General features: G+C 60.3%; 15 protein-coding genes and 1 tRNA gene. 12 read left to right on the top strand and 4 right to left on the bottom strand.

Translation table 11 applies throughout. The annotated features are described in order from the left end of the window. The 3 genes from WC683_00495 (at position 1) to WC683_00485 (ending at position 4303) form a co-directional block, all read left to right on the top strand. Positions 1-1101, top strand: a complete 1101-nt coding sequence (locus tag WC683_00495) for an SO_0444 family Cu/Zn efflux transporter (GenBank protein MFA4971058.1) — start codon at positions 1-3, stop codon at positions 1099-1101. After that, entirely contained in the window at positions 1098-3086 is a 1989-nt protein-coding gene (tkt, locus tag WC683_00490) for a transketolase (GenBank protein ID MFA4971057.1), read from the top strand. The genes WC683_00495 and tkt overlap by 4 nt, the downstream gene beginning before the upstream one ends. 119 nt (positions 3087-3205) lie before the next feature. Then, on the top strand, positions 3206-4303 hold the full coding sequence (locus WC683_00485) for a hypothetical protein (GenBank protein ID MFA4971056.1): 1098 nt from the start codon (positions 3206-3208) through the stop codon (positions 4301-4303). A gap of 3 nt (positions 4304-4306) precedes the next feature. Here the strand turns inward: WC683_00485 and WC683_00480 are convergent, their stop codons facing one another. Continuing rightward, positions 4307-5245 (bottom strand): phosphatidylglycerol lysyltransferase domain-containing protein, encoded by a 939-nt coding sequence (locus WC683_00480; protein ID MFA4971055.1) that lies wholly within the window; start codon positions 5243-5245, stop codon positions 4307-4309. A 120-nt stretch (positions 5246-5365) separates the two neighbouring features. On the opposite strand from WC683_00480, the gene gnd reads away from it, so the two are divergent. The 3 genes from gnd (at position 5366) to hcp (ending at position 9474) form a co-directional block, all read left to right on the top strand. After that, positions 5366-6268 (top strand): decarboxylating 6-phosphogluconate dehydrogenase, encoded by a 903-nt coding sequence (gene gnd / locus WC683_00475; protein ID MFA4971054.1) that lies wholly within the window; start codon positions 5366-5368, stop codon positions 6266-6268. Positions 6269-6286: 18 nt separating this feature from the next. After that, positions 6287-7735 (top strand): glucose-6-phosphate dehydrogenase, encoded by a 1449-nt coding sequence (gene zwf, locus WC683_00470; GenBank protein MFA4971053.1) that lies wholly within the window; start codon positions 6287-6289, stop codon positions 7733-7735. Positions 7736-7827: 92 nt separating this feature from the next. Further along, on the top strand, positions 7828-9474 hold the full coding sequence (gene hcp, locus WC683_00465; protein ID MFA4971052.1) for a hydroxylamine reductase: 1647 nt from the start codon (positions 7828-7830) through the stop codon (positions 9472-9474). Here hcp and cysK read toward each other — a convergent pair. Continuing rightward, positions 9471-10400 (bottom strand): cysteine synthase A, encoded by a 930-nt coding sequence (cysK, locus tag WC683_00460; GenBank protein MFA4971051.1) that lies wholly within the window; start codon positions 10398-10400, stop codon positions 9471-9473. The genes hcp and cysK overlap by 4 nt on opposite strands. A 79-nt stretch (positions 10401-10479) precedes the next feature. Between cysK and WC683_00455 the strand changes: the two genes are divergently transcribed. Continuing rightward, positions 10480-10911, top strand: a complete 432-nt coding sequence (locus WC683_00455) for a GNAT family N-acetyltransferase (protein MFA4971050.1) — start codon at positions 10480-10482, stop codon at positions 10909-10911. Further along, entirely contained in the window at positions 10892-11800 is a 909-nt protein-coding gene (locus WC683_00450; protein MFA4971049.1) for a phosphatidylglycerol lysyltransferase domain-containing protein, read from the top strand. The genes WC683_00455 and WC683_00450 overlap by 20 nt, the downstream gene beginning before the upstream one ends. Here the strand turns inward: WC683_00450 and WC683_00445 are convergent. Beyond that, positions 11778-12293, bottom strand: a complete 516-nt coding sequence (locus tag WC683_00445) for a small multi-drug export protein (protein ID MFA4971048.1) — start codon at positions 12291-12293, stop codon at positions 11778-11780. The two genes, WC683_00450 and WC683_00445, sit on opposite strands and share 23 nt — an antisense overlap. A gap of 154 nt (positions 12294-12447) precedes the next feature. Between WC683_00445 and WC683_00440 the strand changes: the two genes are divergently transcribed. After that, a tRNA-Lys gene (locus WC683_00440) sits at positions 12448-12520 on the top strand. 94 nt (positions 12521-12614) lie between these two features. Here the strand turns inward: WC683_00440 and WC683_00435 are convergent. Further along, on the bottom strand, positions 12615-12872 hold the full coding sequence (locus tag WC683_00435; GenBank protein MFA4971047.1) for an EF-Tu/IF-2/RF-3 family GTPase: 258 nt from the start codon (positions 12870-12872) through the stop codon (positions 12615-12617). Positions 12873-12994: 122 nt separating this feature from the next. On the opposite strand from WC683_00435, the gene WC683_00430 reads away from it, so the two are divergent. From WC683_00430 to WC683_00420, 3 genes are all read left to right on the top strand, one after another. Beyond that, positions 12995-14329, top strand: coding sequence for a UDP-glucose/GDP-mannose dehydrogenase family protein (locus WC683_00430; GenBank protein ID MFA4971046.1), 1335 nt, complete (start codon positions 12995-12997; stop codon positions 14327-14329). Between the two features lie 3 nt (positions 14330-14332). Beyond that, positions 14333-14857, top strand: coding sequence for a transcriptional activator RfaH (locus tag WC683_00425; protein MFA4971045.1), 525 nt, complete (start codon positions 14333-14335; stop codon positions 14855-14857). Between the two features lie 106 nt (positions 14858-14963). Then, a complete protein-coding gene (locus WC683_00420; protein MFA4971044.1) occupies positions 14964-15302 on the top strand; it encodes a YkgJ family cysteine cluster protein in 339 nt (112 codons plus the stop codon).

Raw genomic sequence — 15302 nt, 5'->3', positions numbered from 1 at the left:
ATGCAGCACATCACAGGCGTATTCTCCGAATCAATATCCCTGTTCTATCAGATGGCGCCTTATCTGCTCTTCGGTTTTTTCTTCGCAGGTATCCTGCATGCCTTCATATCCATGGAGTGGATCGCAAGGCACCTCGGCCGCAGCAGCGTGGTCTCGGTGATCAAATCCGTGATCCTGGGTATCCCGCTTCCTCTCTGCTCCTGCGGGGTGATACCGGCTGCCATGATGCTCAACAAAAAGGGCGCGAGCCGGGGCTCGGTGGTGAGCTTTCTCATCGCCACGCCGATAACCGGCGTGGACTCGATAATGGCGACGTATTCGCTGCTGGGCCCCTTCTTCACCGTGTTCCGCGTCATCTCCGCCTCTGTCACCGCGTTCATCGCGGGCATATTGGGAAACATCCTTCTTACAACCAGGCACGAACCGCTGGCGATCGAAGGGGGGCTTGAGATCCACGCCGATCACGGCGAGCACTGCCATGCGTGCGGAGTCGAGGGCCACGGGACAGGGGAGCGCGAAAGATGCGCCAAGCCGGAGTGGTGGAGGGGCGGACGCATCTACGAGATGCTCCGCTATGCGTTTGTGGAACTGCTCGGCGACATCTGGCGATGGCTGGTCATAGGCCTTCTCATCGCCGGCGTGATATCCTACGCAGTGCCTGACGAGCTTATCATTCGGTATCTGGGCTCGCCGTTTATCTCGATGTTGGTCATGTTGGTCGTAGGCATACCTATGTACGTCTGTTCCACCGGTTCCCTGCCGATAGCGGCGGCGCTCATGCTCAAAGGTATGAGCCCCGGCGCGGCCATGGTCTTTCTGCTGGCAGGCCCGGCCACGAACGCCGTGACGATAACCGTGGTCGCGAAGGAGCTCGGCAAGGGCGCGGCGGTCATATACGTGGCGACGATAGCGGTGATGAGCATCGCTTTCGGATATCTGCTCAACTGGCTTTGGTACGGTTCGATGATGTCGATGGACGCCATGCATCACGCGGGTTTCATGCTGCCCCCCTGGGCTGGGAAGGCGTCGGCTGCGTTCCTTCTGCTCCTGATCATCAACGTTGCTCTGCGCGGGATATTCTCCAGGAGGAAGACGGCATGACGAAACGCAAGCCCGACGTTGATCAACTCTGCATCGATTCGATCAGGATGCTGGCCGTGGATGCGGTGGATCGCGCAAGATCCGGGCATCCCGGTCTGCCGCTGGGCGCGTCCCCCATGGCCTATGTGCTCTGGACGAAGTTTCTCAAACACAATCCAAAGGACCCCCTCTGGTTCGACCGCGACCGGTTCGTCCTCTCCGCGGGCCACGGCTCTGCGATGCTCTACGCCTTGCTCCATCTCTCGGGCTACGGGCTTGCGGTCGAGGAGGTCAAAAATTTCAGGCAGTACGAAAGCCAGACCCCGGGTCACCCCGAGCGCGCATGCGCCCCGGGCGTAGAGACGACCACGGGTCCTCTCGGCCAGGGATTCGGCATGGGCGTGGGCATGGCCATAGCCGAGCGTTTCATGGCCTCGCGCTACAACAGGCCCGGCGCGGAACTTATCGATCATTTCACGTATGCGATAGTCTCCGACGGCGATCTCATGGAGGGCGTCTCTTCGGAGGCCGCTTCGATCGCCGGGCACCTGGGGCTCGGCAAACTCGTCTATCTCTACGACGACAACCACATCTCCATAGAGGGGAGCACTGAGCTCGCCTTTACCGAAGACGTGCTCCGCCGTTTTGAAGCGTACGGCTGGCACACGCAGCGCGTGAAGGACGGGAACGACCTCGGCGCGATCGAGGGGGCGATAAAGAAGGCGAGGGCTGAAAAGAAAAGGCCCTCGCTGATCGCCGTGCGCACGCATATAGGCTTTGGGAGCCCGAAGCACGACACGGCCTCTGTGCACGGCGAGCCGCTTGGGCCCGACGCTAACAAGGCGACCAGGGAGTTTTTCAAGTGGCGGCTCCCGCCGTTCGAGGTGCCGGAAGGGGTGAGGGAGCGCTTCGCGCTCGTCGCAGAGGAGGGAGGGCGTCGCGAGGAGGAGTGGAGGCAGGTGCTGGCGCGCTACAGGGAAAGATATCCTCAGGATGCGGCGAGGTTCGAGGCCGAGATCGCGGGCAGGCTCCCGGGCGGATGGGAAGAGGCGCTGCCCCGCTTCGAGGGGAGCAAGCCGATATCCACGCGCGCCGCCTCAGGCAAGACGATCAACGCCCTTGCGAAGGCGCTGCCCAATCTCATCGGCGGCTCGGCGGATCTCGGGCCTTCGACAAAAACTTTGATCGACGGCGGAGGCGACTTTGAGGCCGACAATTTCTCCGGCCGCAATCTCCACTTCGGGGTTCGCGAGCACGCGATGGGCTCGATCGTGAACGGCATGGCGATCCACGGAGGTCTCATCCCGTACGGATCCACGTTTCTCGTCTTCTCCGACTATATGAGGCCTGCGATCAGGATCGCGGCGCTCATGTCCGCGCATTCGATCTTCGTCTTCACGCACGACTCCGTGGGGCTGGGCGAGGACGGTCCCACCCACCAGCCGATCGAGCACCTGGTTTCCCTGCGCGCCATGCCAGGGCTCGTGCTCATCCGGCCTGCGGACGCCAACGAGACCCTGAGTGCGTGGTGCTGGGCGCTCGCGCACGACGGACCGGTGGCGCTTGCGCTCTCTCGGCAGAACCTGCCGGTGCTCGACAGCGGCGCGGCTTCGGACTGTCTCAAGAAGGGCGCATACGTGCTCTCCGATTGCGAGAGAGAACCCCAGGCGATCATCATCGCCACCGGCTCGGAGGTGCATCTGGCGCTGGAGGCGCAGGGTTGGCTCCTCTCGGAGGATATCCCTGTGCGCGTGGTCTCCATGCCCTCGTGGGAGCTCTTCGAGGCGCAGGATCAGGCGTATCGCGACTCGGTGCTGCCGCCGCGTATCAAGGCGCGCGTGGCCGTCGAGGCGGGCGCAACCGTGGGTTGGCATCGCTGGGTGGGCGATTGCGGCAGGGTCATCGGCATCGACCGCTTCGGCGCCTCCGCCCCCGGCGAGATCGTTATGGAGAAGCGGGGGATCACCGCAGATGCCGTGATCAAGGCGGTCAAAGAGATCCTCTAAAATCATTTTGCATACAGGTCCGGAATCAAAAACCTTGACCAGCGGCGGATAATTTTATTATTCATCGACTATTATACGGCATCTGACAGGGGCAAACTATTCACATAACAGGAGGCACGATGGCTAGGCTCGATGCGTTGGATATGTCGGTCTTTCAATTCAATGACGGTAACGAGTGGGTGAGGAATTTCCTCGACGGGGAAATTATGGCCGGCACCTTTAACCATTCTGTGGGTTTGTTTCCTAAGTTATCCCTCGCGGGAACCGGTCCTGAGAGATTTAGGTCATGGGAGGTCGACTGGAAAGGCATCAAGCGGCCGATGATCGATGCCTTCCTGGATATCCTCTCCGCCGCACCTCAGGAGATGATGGACCGCTACGAGGCGTTGCGCGGTCTGGCGCGCCGCTTCGGCAGCGGGGCGAACGACTGGTTGAATCGAAAGGAGCCCTCTGTCGCGAGCTTCGAGCGCAGGCTCGGCGAGGCGAGGGAGCCCATGCCCACCAGAGCATCTATCTACGACGAGCTTGAAAAAGTCGCCTCCGTTTTCCCCCTGGACGCGGACTTCGTGCCCAATATGATGCAGGTGGCGGAAGGGTTGAAGGCCTCTGCCTCACCTGTTCCGGTCACCATTGATCCCGAGGCGGGCCTTGTGGTGGCTGGCTTAGATCTCGAAACACTGCTGCCCGGCAGGCGCTTGGGTGAGATTGAGATGGAGTATCGTGCACAAACTCCAGAAAGCCTTCGGTTCTCGTTCAGTAATTTCACCGAGGGTTCGGGGCCGAGAGTCATCTTGACCAGGGACCTGGCAGGCTTCTCCGCCTTTCAGTACCTCGAGCCGCACGCGCGTGCGGTTGACGTGCAGCCGGATCGTGTCCTGGTCGACCTCGACAGGATGCGGCGTTCCGGGGATGAGCCGCTCTTCTATTCCTATGTATCCGGCCTGATGCGTGTGGAGGCAAGGGTTGCCCCTGGGATGAATGAAGGAGACGTCTTCGGTGCTATCCATGATGTTTCGCACCAGTACAAAACCGGCGCCAAGTTCTTCATAGACGGTTCCAGAGGCAGATCCAAGGTGGGAGCGATGCCTAGGAATCTCATCGGGAGCCCGTTCGGATTCCAACCGGGCGTGGTCGATCTCGTCGCCGTGGGTCCAAGTGCCGGTGTCGCCCTCACGGGCGCCTTCATGACGCTGGGTGGCATAAGACCTATGGCCTGATCTCTAATCAGTGCCTTCATCACCGCACCTGCGCTCGGTGAGGTTGGGGGCGGGCATCGTCAGATCCGAACCCGGCGGGAAGAGATTGAACTTCTTCACCATGCGCACCGGGGAGTAGCTCTCCTTGGCCTTTCTTAGTCCTTCGACCCCCATGTCCTGCTCGCGGTTCACGAACTCGAATTCCGAGAGCTCGTTTTGGCAGAACCACTGGTTGACGAGCTGATAAAGCCCCTTGAAGCCCGGCATTGCCTTCTCGAAATGGATCACAGCCGTGTTTTCGTTCAGCCTCTCGCCTATGGTGAACGCCTCGATCCTGCCCGCGATCCTTATCGCTGCGCCCATGACCCCGAGGCTTGCGAAATTAGCAACCGAGTCCTTCATCGCAAGGTTCTCGTGACACAGGCCCGGCTCTTTGCCGCACTTGCGCTGCCTGCACCATCGGTCGATGAACTCCGCAATCTCGCCCAGATTGCCTTGCGTTATCTTTTCGTAGCCGGGATCGTATTCAGATGAGCACTGGTAAACGAGGTTTCTCTTCGCGTGGAACTTTCTCCCTGCGAGCTCCGCAAGTTCAGCGCGCGAATATACGTAGTCGGAATTGTCCCTGTCCTCTAATGCCGACCATCCGCCATCGAGATGCGCTGCCAGAGCCTCCGGCGCCCTGGCAATTCCTCCGACCCGCATGTCGGTCGCCTTGGCCAGCGCCTCCGACGCCTCCGCGAGCGACATGTCGCCTATAGGGCCGCCGAAGATGACCAGAGCTTCGCCCCTGGCTTCAAAGGGGATGAGGGCCCTGCCTGCATCCAGGGTCTCGATCCTTCTCGCCGCCCTCCATGCGTAGAGGTTCAGGAAACTGTGCTCAGAGATCTCCGCGGGGTGTTTCGCAAGCATCTCCTCGTAGATCGCCCTGTGATCGAGCGAGATAGGGCCGAGCGTTTTCATGTCCTGTAAAAAGCACAAAACGCCCCAGATTTACAGCACTTTTCTTCTTCATCCCGAGGTTGTCACATGCTGGTCGATGTGAGATATTTCAGCCTCGAATCGAGAGAGGCGGAGGGCAAGATGCAGATAGGGATGATAGGTCTTGGTCGCATGGGGATGAACATGGCTCGGAGGCTGATCAAGGGCGGCCACGAGGTGGTGGCATACGATCGCACCCAGGACAAGGTGAGGGAGATCGGGCAGGAGGGCGCCGTCCCCGCGACATCGATCGATGAGCTTGTCGCGAAACTCAAGCCCCCTCGCGTCGTATGGCTCATGCTCACTGCAGGCTCCGCAACGGAACAGCACGTGGAGTCGCTCTCGCTCAAACTTGCATCAGGAGACCTCCTCATCGAGGGCGGGAACAGCTATTTCGAAGATGACATGATGCGGGCTGCGGCGCTTGCCTCCAGGGGCATCAGGTACGTGGATGCCGGCGTTGCGGGCGGGATATGGGGGGTCAAGGACGGATACTGCACCATGATCGGCGGCCAGCGGCGCGACTTCGAGTTCATAGAACCGATCCTCAAGACGCTGGCGCCGAAGGATGGGTATCTATACTGCGGCCCCGCGGGCGCCGGCCACTTCGTGAAGATGGTGCACAACGGCATCGAGTACGCGCTGATGCAGGCCTATGGCGAGGGCTTCGAGATCATCAAGGCCTCGCGTTTCGGCAAGGCGCTGGATGTGGCCAAGGTGGCGCACCTCTGGAACCGGGGGAGCGTGGTGCGTTCGTGGCTGCTCGAGCTCCTGGAATCCGCGCTGGCAAAGGACCCGGGGCTAGCGAAGATCAAGGGCTATGTGGAGGATTCCGGCGAGGGGCGCTGGATCGTGGAACAGGCTGTCGAGAGCGGAGTCCCTGCCACCGCCATCGCGCACTCGCTCTTCGCCAGGTTCCGCTCGCGCGAGGGCGATTCCTTCTCCGACAAGGTGATCGCCGCGCTGCGAAACGAATTCGGAGGGCACGAGGTGAAGAGGGCCTGATGAAATGACGGGGGGCGGATGGCCGAGTTCCGGACACAGCTCAAAGAGACTTCCAGGCTCTGCGTCGAAGAGAGGCCTGGGCCGTGCACGCTCGTGATCTTCGGCGCATCCGGCGACCTCGCGAAGAGGAAACTCATCCCGGCGCTTCTCAATCTCTACAAGCGCGATCTGCTCCCTGAAAAATTCGACGTCGTGGGCTTCGGCCGCAGCGATATGGACGGGACGGAGTTCAAACGCTTTGCCCCGCGCTTTCATTACATCAGGGGAGGCTATGACGATGAGGCGGCGTTCAAATCGCTCGCCCTTAAACTCTCCGGGATCGGCGCGCGCAGGGCTGCGAGCGGCTGTCACGTCTTCTATCTCGCCACCCCGCCGAAGCTCGCCCCCGGCATCGTTTCGCAGCTTGCCGGCGCCGGATTGCTTGCGGAGTGCTCAGAGGGGCCGGCCTGCTCGCGAGTGGTGGTGGAGAAACCCTTCGGCTTTGACCTGGCGAGCGCGAGGGAACTCGACCGGAAACTCTCAGAGCACCTGGAGGAGCGCCAGATCTATCGCATAGACCATTACGTGGGCAAAGAGACGGTGCAGAACATGTTCATGTTCCGCTTCGCCAATGCGATCTTCGAGCCTGTCTGGGATCAGCGCTTTATTGACCACGTCGAAATCACCACGGCTGAGGCCGAGGGCGTGGAAGGGAGAGCGGGATATTTCGACGAGGCGGGCGCCTTGCGCGACGTGTTCCAGAACCACATGCTCCAGATGATGGCCACTGTGGCGATGGAGCCCCCTTCGGCCTTTGACGCGAAGTGCGTGCGCGACGAGAAGGCGAGGCTCTTCAAGTCTATCAGGCCTATCGACCCCGCGAATCCGTGCGCCGGAGTCGTGCGCGGGCAGTATGAAGGATATCTCGGGGAAAAGGGCGTGGCCCCGGGCTCGCAGACCGAGACGTACGTGGCGGCCGAACTCTGCGTCGAGAACACGAGGTGGCAGGGGGTTCCGTTTTATCTGCGCACCGGCAAACGCCTCAAGAGGCGCGCGAGCGAGATCGCGATATTCTTCAGGCGCGTCCACGACTCGATGTTCGCTCCGTTTCTTCCCGATGACCTCTATCCCAACGTCCTCGTCTTCAACGTGCAGCCGGACGAGGGGGTCTCTCTATCGATCCAGGCCAAGAGCCCCGGGCCAAAGCTCTGCATGGACACCCTCTCCATGAACTTCAGGTATAAGGATGCAGGCCTCGATCTCCCTGATGCGTACGAGAGGCTCCTGCTGGACTGCATGCAGGGCGATCAGACCCTCTTCATACGCAGCGACGCGCTGGAGGCCTCATGGTCCATCGTGGACCCTATCCGCAAGGGCTGGGATTCGGGGCTCGGTTGCCCGCTCATTCCCTATGTTCGGGGATCGGAAGGCCCCCTGCAAGCCGACTCCATCCCCGCCAGGACCGGCCGCGGGTGGAGGCCGTTCTGACTTCTCTGGTTTATCCTTGCGTCATCATAAGTGATATGCTTATATACACTCCGTCGTCAACCGGTCATCTCGCATAGGAGGGGATTATGGATATGTTCTGCTATCAGTGCGAACAGAGGGCAAAGGATACGGGCTGCACGATACAGGGGGTGTGCGGAAAGTCGCCGGAGGTTTCCTCGCTGATCGACCTCACAGTGCATGCGGTCAAGGGGGTTGCACAGTACGCGCATCGCGCGCGAGGGCTCGGCACCCGCGATCGCGAAGTGGATCTTGCGGTCACGGAGGCTCTCTTCACCACGGTGACCAACGTCAACTTCGATCCGGAGAGGTACGTCAAAGTTCTCTTGCGAGCGGCTGCTGCGCGAGACCGCGCGAAGAAGCTCTACGAGGATGCGTGCAAGAAAGCCGGCAAGACTCCTGACAAGGTCGCAGGCCCTGCGGAATGGAAACCCGCAGGCGATCTTGCGGGCCTGGAGAAGCAGGGGCTCGAGGTCGGCGTCAAGAAGAGGATGGCCAGGTACGGCGAGGACGTCGCAGGATTGATGGAACTCGTGACGTACGGATTAAAGGGCACCGCCGCCTACGCTGATCATGCGCAGATACTCGGCCGCGAGGACGACAAGGTCTACGCATATTTCCACGAGGCGCTCTGCTATCTGGCCGAGGGAAAAGAGGACGCGAACACGCTCACGACGATGGCCCTGCGCACGGGAGAGATCAATCTGCGCGTTATGGAGTTGCTCGATGCCGCCAACACCGGCGCATATGGCAACCCCGTTCCTACAAAGGTCCGCATCGAACCTGTGAAGGGCAAGGCGATCCTCGTGTCAGGCCACGACCTGAAGGACTTGGAGGAGCTGCTCAAACAGACCGAGGGCAAGGGGATCAACGTCTACACGCACGGCGAGATGCTGCCGTGCCACGGATACCCCGGGCTCAAGAAATATAAACACCTGGTCGGCAACTACGGTGGCGCGTGGCAGGACCAGCAAAAGGAGTTCGACCAATTCCCCGGCGCGATACTGATGACCACCAACTGCATCCAGCGTCCGCAGAACAGCTACAAGGCGCGCATCTTCACCTCCGGCCTCGTCGCCTGGCCCGGCGTCACCCATATCTCCGACCGCAACTTCGGCCCTGTGATCGAGGCAGCGCAGATGGCGGAGGGATTTGCGCAGGACGGCGCGGAGAAATCAATCACAGTCGGCTTCGGACACAACGCGGTGATGGGCGTTGCGGACAAAGTCGTGGAGGCGGTGAAGGCGGGCAAGATAAAACACTTCTTCCTGATCGGAGGCTGCGACGGTGCCAAGAGCGGCAGAAACTACTACACCGAGTTCGCGGAGAAGGTGCCCAAAGACTCCGTGATTCTGACGCTCGCCTGCGGCAAGTACCGCTTCAACAAGCAGGACTTCGGTGATATCGGCGGGATACCGAGGCTCATCGACTGCGGCCAGTGCAACGACGCTTATTCCGCGATCCAGATCGCCGTCGCCCTTTCGAAGGCGTTCAACTGCAGGGTCAACGATCTTCCTCTTTCGCTCATCCTCTCATGGTACGAGCAGAAGGCTGTGGCGATTCTTCTTACGCTTTTGCACCTTGGCATCAGGAACATGCGCCTCGGCCCCACTTTGCCCGCGTTCGTTACGCCTGCGGTGCTCAAGGTGCTGGTGGACAAGTTCGCGATCGCGCTGATCACCACGCCGGACGCGGACCTGAAGGCGACATTGTCATCTTAGGAGTCTTGAAACAGCGGAGTGCTGAGATAGCGTTCGCCGGTGTCGCAGATGATCGTGACGATCGTCTTGCCCGCGAACTCGGCCCTCTTCGCCACCTCCACTGCTGCGTGGACGTTGGCGCCGGCGGAGATCCCGCAGAGGATCCCCTCTTCGCGCGCGAGCCTGCGCGCCATGGCGAACGCCTCGTCGTTTGTGACCTTCATTATCTCGTCGACGATCTCGCGCTTTAAGACCTTCGGAACGAAACCCGCGCCTATGCCCTGGATCTTGTGCGGGCCCGGCTTTCCCCCGGAGAGCACGGGGGAGTCAGCGGGTTCAACGGCGATCGCGCGGAAACCGGGCCTTCGCTGTTTGAATACCTCGGCTATTCCCGTGATCGTGCCGCCTGTGCCCACGCCCGCGACGATCGCGTCCATCTTGCCGTCCGTGTCGCGCCATATCTCCTCGGCGGTGGTGCGGCGATGCGCGTCAGGGTTGGCCGGGTTGTCGAACTGCATGGGCATGAACGAATTCCCGGCAGCCTTCGTGAGCTCCTCCGCCTTTGTGATCGCACCCTTCATCCCCTCGCTGCCAGGCGTGAGGACGATCTCCGCGCCGTAGGCGGCAAGAAGCGAGCGCCGCTCCACGCTCATGGTGTCGGGCATGGTGAGGATGAGTTTGTAGCCGCGAGCGGCCGCAACCATCGCGAGCGCGATGCCGGTGTTGCCGCTGGTGGGCTCTATTATGGTAGTGTCTTTCTTGAGAAGGCCGTCTTTCTCGGCCTTGAGGATCATGCTGAGGCCGATGCGGTCCTTCACCGAACCGCCGGGGTTGAACGACTCCAGTTTCCCCAGCACCGTGGCCTTGCAGCCGGCCGAGACTCGGGCGAGCTTCACCAGCGGCGTGTATCCTACGAGCTCTGTAATGCTATTCGCTATCTTCGCCATGGCTGCTCCGCGCTTGTTTAAAATTTGTAAAACCCTAGCATTTCTGGTAGCGATTTCAATCTGTTTGGGGAGGGATCTCGTGCGCAGGATAGAGATCAGGCGTGTCACGGAGGAGGAGGCCAGGGGCGCGGTCAAGCTCATGGCCGAGCTCGACCTGATTCACAGTGCGCTCTCCGTCAGGAACCTGTGGGTCGTGTTGGAGGGGGAGAGCGTCGTCGGGGTGGCGAACCTGGAGCCCTGCGCCGACGGATTTTTCCTCAGCTCGCTGGGTGTTGCCGACACCCACAGAAACATGGGGTTGGCCAGGCAGCTCATCGAGTCCATGCTCAAGGGCGTGGATGCAGACGTTTACGCATATACCGTCATACCCGGGTTCTTCAAAAAGCTCGGTTTTGCCGAGGTCTCGGCGCCGAAGGGCCTTCCTCCCAAAGAAATGTTTGGATGTGAGAGGTGCGATCCCGGAATCTGCAAATGCATGGTGAGGCGCAGGGATGATACCGGAGTTTCCTGATTTCAAGCCTATCGAGTTGTCGGACATGTGCGAGTACGAGCGAAGGCGCGCGTCCTCTCCGGCCGGCATCTGCGAGCTCGCGTTCGCAAACCTCTATATGTGGCAGGAGTTCGACAAACCCGAACTCACCGAGATAAACGGAAATATCTGCGTTCGAACCAGCCCTGTTCACGAGGCGCCGTTTTTCCTTCAGCCTGTCGGCGGGATTCGGCTGAAGGAGACGATCGGGAGATGTATCGAGCATACGGGCAGGGTGTCGCGGGTCTCTGCCGGAATAGTAGAGGAGGTCCGCGGCAACGGTTTTGCGCTGAAGGGGCTGCGCGATCATTTCGATTACGTCTATAGGGTTAACGATCTGGTCGAGCTCAAGGGACGCCGCTATGACGGCAAGAGAAATCACATCAAGAGGTTCATGTTCAGCGCAGGCGCTTACTCGTGCGTCGATCTGTCCGCCGAACACGGCGACGATGCGCTCAAGGTCTTCGGCAAATGGAGCAACAGCAAGGACGGCTGCTCCGCATGCATGGGCGAGGGGGAGGAACATAAATTCCGCTGCCAGCGCCGCGCAGTGGAGCGCGCGTTCGGTTCCTTCCGCGAGCTGGGCCTCTTCGGCAGCGCGATGATCATCGGAGGCGAATTAGTCGGCTTCATGCTCGCAGCCAAGCTCGCTCCGGATACCGCGTGCGCCCATCTCGCGTATCAGTCGGGCGATCATCCCGGCATCGCTCAGGCGATGTTGTGGGAGACCTGCAGGGGGGCGCTTCGCGACTTCGAATACGTCAATCTCGAGCAGGATCTGGGGATATCGGGACTGAGACGATACAAGTCTTCGTATTATCCGGTGCGCATGGAGGAGAAGTACGAGATCACATTGAAACAGCCCATCTGAAGAGCTCGCTCCCGGACAGCACGACCAGCGTCACTGCGACGCCGGCCAGAAAAACGCCGATCGCGTTCGCGACCAGGAATCTGCGGTAGCTCATGCCCATGAGGAACGCGCCGAGGGCGCCGGAGTATGTGCCCGATCCGGGCAGCGGCACAGCTATGAAGAGTGCGACTCCGATCGTGCCCCAACGCTCCACGTACGGATGTATCTTTTTCTGCGTGCGCTCGACCGTGTAGCTCCAGAAGCGGTTCACGAGCGGCATGCGTTCGAGGATGCGGAGTATGTGTCCGAGCACGGGATAGAGGAGGAGCCCCAGGATAAAGTTGGAGAATACGCATATGGCGAACACGGCCTGCCATTGAAGGCCCATGCCCTGCATCTGCATTCCGAAGGGGAGATTGAGATCTCCGGAGAGCATGCCGAGCGGTATGGATGCCCTCAGCTCCAGCGCCGGGATCAGGGTCACGCAGAAGAGTATGGCCGCGTTCTTGAGCATGGTCGGCGGACTTTATTTTTTAATTCGGCTTTTGGCAAGATGCCTCATAAATCACTTGCCATCCATCGACGGATTGGCTACGAGAGCACCCTTAAAACATGGTGGGTTGCACTTTTTCGTCAAAATCGCGATAGGTGAATTACCCAATGTTTTCGGGTCATTAGCTCAGTTGGTAGAGCAGCTGACTCTTAATCAGCGGGTCGCAGGTTCGAATCCTGCATGACCCACAGAACCCCGCAAATCGCGGGGTTTTGTGTTTCTGGATATAAAAAGGCCCGCGGTTTTGGCCGCAGGCCCTCTCCCCCATCGCCTTACATTATATTATTCGATGATCACGTATATCTTGTCGTGCTCGCGGCAACGGCCCACCATGCGCACGCCGATGTGGTCTCCGGGTTTGGCTTCGGTCACGTCCGCGTGCTCTACCTGCATGGACTCTATCTTTTCAGTGAAGTCGGTGGTGTGCCCCTTGATGTGGATAGTGTCGCCTACCTTGAGTTTGCCGCTGGTGATATACATGCCAGCGACGTTCAGATGACCGAAATAGTGTTCCACGTAGCCGATCTCTATTTCCTTCATGGCCCCTCCTTTTGCCTGCAAAATATATCATATTGAAATTTCGTGTAAATATCTGTTAGAGGGGTCCTCCGGGTTGGCCGCGGTTTGTGGATTGGAGCGGTTCTCCGGCACAAGGGGGTTTTATGCGTATCTGCGTTGTGGGGACCGGCTATGTGGGGCTGGTCAGCGGCTCGTGCCTGGCCGACGTGGGCAACAGCGTCTGCTGCGTGGACAAGGACGAGAAGAAGGTCGCGGCGCTCAAGGAACACCGCATACCGATCTACGAGCCCGGGCTCGAGGAAGTGGTGAAGCGAAACGAGGAGGAGCGGAGGCTCTCTTTCACCACAAGCCTCGCCGAAGGTCTGAGAGACGCCGAGATCGTCTTCATAACGGTGGACACGCCTCCGGGCGGCGACGGGAGGGCCGACCTCACCAACGTGCTCGCGGTGGCGGCCGAGATCGGATCGCTGCTCGACCATCCGGCGATAGTCGTCACGAAGAGCACGGTTCCTGTCGGCACTACGATGAAGGTGAAACGGGCGATCTCGGACGGGCTTGCGAAGCGCGGTCTTGATTCCGAGGAGCTGCTCGCTGTTGCGTCGAACCCCGAATTCCTCAAAGAGGGCGACGCCGTCGCCGACTTCATGAAACCGGACCGCGTGGTCGTGGGCGTGGAGCGCGACGACGTGGGGAAGAGACTGCATGAGCTCTACATGCCGCTGATGCGCCGTTCGGATCGCTTTATGCAGATGAGCGTGCCCTCGGCCGAGCTCGCGAAGTACGCCGCCAACGCCATGCTCGCCACGCGCATCTCTTTCATGAACGAGATGGCCAGGCTCTGCGAAGAGGTCGGCGCGGACATCGGCGATATCCGCCGAAGCCTGGGCAGCGACCCGCGCATAGGGCCGGACTTCCTCTACTCCGGTCTGGGCTACGGCGGCTCGTGCTTTCCCAAGGACACCAAGGCCGTGATAGGGCTGGGCCGTGAGAACGGCTTCGACCTCACGGTAATAAAGGCCGCGGATGCGGCGAACGATTCGCAGCGCGAGTGGTTCTGGAAAAAGATAGAGGCGCATTTCAGCGTTGCGGGTGGGCTCAAGGACAAGCTCATAGGGGTCTGGGGCCTGGCTTTCAAGGCCAACACCGACGACGTGCGCTTTGCACCTTCATTATATTTGATCGAGCGGCTCATCGCCGCCGGCGCCAGGGTCTCGGCGTTCGACCCTGTTGCGATGGAGACCGGCAAGGCTGCGCTCGGGCATAACGCCTCTAAGGTCAGATGGGCGCGCAGCTCCTACGACGCGCTCGAGGGCGCCTCCGCTCTCGTCGTCTGCACCGAGTGGCGCGAGTTCCGCAGCCCGGATCTCGGGAAGATCAAGTCCATGATGAAGGAGCTGGCGATATTCGACGGCCGCAATCTGTACGATCCGAATTTCGTGCGCAGCGCGGGGTTTACCTACACCGGCGTCGGAAGATGAGCGATGAGTGACGCGATGAACGAATCACGGCTTTCATGGTACGTCCTCCAGACCAAGCCCACGGCCGAGGAGAACGTGCGCCAGCACCTCAAGAACGCGGAGTTCGAGACGTTTTTGCCCAAGATCAAACAGATGGTGCGCGGCCAGAGAAAAACTCAAGCGCGCGTAAGGCCGCTCTTCCCCTCGTACGTCTTCGTGCGCATCGATCTCGCGGACCCTAACCTGCACCGCATGATCAAGTACACGCGCGGCGTGCGCAAGATCCTCGGCGACGGCGCCATGCCGGTGCCGGTGCCGGACGAGATGATCGATATCATACGCGAGCGCGTGGACGGCGACGGCGTGATCGAGCAGCGCATAACCATGAAACAGGGGGACGAGGTCAAAATACGCTCCGGCGTGTTCCGCGACCTCGTCGGCATTCTTGAGAAACCGGTCTCCGCTGTCGGCCGCGTGCGGGTGCTCCTTCAGATAATGAAGCACCAGGTCAAATGCGACCTCAGCGCTGCTGAAATCGAAAAAGTCTAGAAACTTCCAGCAGGAAGCCGCTTCGTATAATTAGGGGCTTGCCAAAGGTTTACCCCCCTGCTAAGCGTCGCATAATTATTATCTAACTCCGGACAGCGTGGAATAAATGACCAAACGACAGGGTTGCTCATGCCCCAAATGCAAAGAGTGCTGCGAGCGCGAACCCGGGTGGTTCGTGCCCGACGACCTGCCGCTCGCCTCGCATTTCATGAATCTATCCGAGCGCGAATTCGTGGTCCGGTTTTGTGAAGAGCATCGCGAGGACGGCGTGCTCGCCATCTCGCCCGCGCGCAAACCCGGCAAATCCGAGTGTGTGTTCCTCACGCCGGACAGGCTCTGCCAGATCCACGAGGTGAAACCCTTCGAGTGCCGCAAGATCTTCGGCTGCGAGGGCGTTCACCGCCATCGCCGAATACGAGAGATCATAAAGGGGATGTGGGGATAG

The sequence above is a fragment of the bacterium genome (assembly GCA_041648665.1).
Taxonomy (GTDB): domain Bacteria; phylum UBA10199; class UBA10199; order 2-02-FULL-44-16; family JAAZCA01; genus JAFGMW01.
Note: the sequence above shows the minus strand (reverse complement) of the source record. Positions and strands in the feature narration are given on the sequence as shown.

Excerpts from the sequence above, each read along its gene's own strand:
- WC683_00495 (MFA4971058.1), top strand. The coding sequence starts at position 1 with ATGCAGCACATCACAGGCGTATTCTCCGAATCAATATCCCTGTTCTAT.
- tkt (MFA4971057.1), top strand. The coding sequence starts at position 1,098 with ATGACGAAACGCAAGCCCGACGTTGATCAACTCTGCATCGATTCGATC.
- WC683_00485 (MFA4971056.1), top strand. The coding sequence starts at position 3,206 with ATGGCTAGGCTCGATGCGTTGGATATGTCGGTCTTTCAATTCAATGAC.
- WC683_00480 (MFA4971055.1), bottom strand. The coding sequence starts at position 5,245 with ATGAAAACGCTCGGCCCTATCTCGCTCGATCACAGGGCGATCTACGAG.
- gnd (MFA4971054.1), top strand. The coding sequence starts at position 5,366 with ATGCAGATAGGGATGATAGGTCTTGGTCGCATGGGGATGAACATGGCT.
- zwf (MFA4971053.1), top strand. The coding sequence starts at position 6,287 with ATGGCCGAGTTCCGGACACAGCTCAAAGAGACTTCCAGGCTCTGCGTC.
- hcp (MFA4971052.1), top strand. The coding sequence starts at position 7,828 with ATGTTCTGCTATCAGTGCGAACAGAGGGCAAAGGATACGGGCTGCACG.
- cysK (MFA4971051.1), bottom strand. The coding sequence starts at position 10,400 with ATGGCGAAGATAGCGAATAGCATTACAGAGCTCGTAGGATACACGCCG.
- WC683_00450 (MFA4971049.1), top strand. The coding sequence starts at position 10,892 with ATGATACCGGAGTTTCCTGATTTCAAGCCTATCGAGTTGTCGGACATG.
- WC683_00445 (MFA4971048.1), bottom strand. The coding sequence starts at position 12,293 with ATGCTCAAGAACGCGGCCATACTCTTCTGCGTGACCCTGATCCCGGCG.
- WC683_00435 (MFA4971047.1), bottom strand. The coding sequence starts at position 12,872 with ATGAAGGAAATAGAGATCGGCTACGTGGAACACTATTTCGGTCATCTG.
- WC683_00430 (MFA4971046.1), top strand. The coding sequence starts at position 12,995 with ATGCGTATCTGCGTTGTGGGGACCGGCTATGTGGGGCTGGTCAGCGGC.
- WC683_00425 (MFA4971045.1), top strand. The coding sequence starts at position 14,333 with ATGAGTGACGCGATGAACGAATCACGGCTTTCATGGTACGTCCTCCAG.
- WC683_00420 (MFA4971044.1), top strand. The coding sequence starts at position 14,964 with ATGACCAAACGACAGGGTTGCTCATGCCCCAAATGCAAAGAGTGCTGC.